This window comes from Alcanivorax sp. HI0083 (genome assembly GCF_001635175.1).
The window spans coordinates 1-930 of record NZ_LWFX01000488.1 but is presented as its reverse complement, the minus strand read 5'-3'; the positions used below and the strand labels follow the sequence as shown (position 1 = coordinate 930).

1 protein-coding gene is annotated in these 930 nt (G+C 58.0%); it reads left to right on the top strand.

Annotated features, from left to right (window positions below; genetic code table 11):
• Positions 1-48 precede the first annotated feature (48 nt).
• On the top strand, positions 49-930 hold an 882-nt coding region (locus A3754_RS05015), incomplete at its 3' end, for a GAF domain-containing protein (RefSeq protein ID WP_156496810.1).

The following is a 930-nucleotide window of genomic DNA, read 5'->3' as shown; positions in this document are numbered from 1 at the left end:
ATAACAGCGGCGCATTGATGCGTTGTGGATCTATCGCGGGGAAGAGAGATGGAAGACCGTGCAGATTTCAGTCTGATCGGCCTGAGAGAGTTACACCAGCTGTCACTGCTGCCTGGCGGTGATTTTGCGCAACTGTATGCCGCGTACCTGGACGTGGGGTGCCGTCTGCTGGGCCTCTCCATTGGCATTGTCAGCCGCATTGAAGACGGTGACTACGAAGTGCTCGCGGTGCAGCCCGGCGACGGGGGTATCAGTACCGGGGATCATTTCCCGCTGGGTGATACCTACTGTTCCACCGTGGTCAGCAAACAGGGGGCGGTGGCGTTGCACCATGTGGGCGAGCTGGCAGAGATGCGCTCGCATCCGGTGTATGTGGGCATGCAGCTGGAATCCTACATGGCCGTGCCGCTTTATGTGCAGGGCGAGATTTTTGGCACCCTCAATTTCAGCGATCCGGCACCCCGGAACGAGCCCTTCAGCATCGAAGAAATGGAGTTTCTGGAGTTGATGGGCAAATCCCTTGGTCAGGCGCTGGAGCAGGACCACCTGAACCAGCAGCGGCAATTGGCCGTCAGCAAGATGGAAGAGAACATGGCCCTGTTTGAGGGCGCGTTCCGGCACGCGGCCATTGGCATGGCCATCGTCTCCCCGCAAGGGGGCTGGATGCGGGTGAACCCGGCACTGTGCAACATTCTGGGCTATGACGAACAGACCTTGCTGGACAGTGACTTTCAGACCATTACCCACCCGGATGACCTGGAAAAGGACCTGCACCAGGTGCAGGCGCTGTTGGCAGGAAAGCGCAACAGTTACTGGATGAAGAAACGGTATTTTCACCAGGATGGGCATATTGTCTGGGTCTTGCTGGCAGTGTCCATTGTGCGTAACGCGGATGGCACGCCCCGGTATTTTCTCTCCCAGATTGAGGAT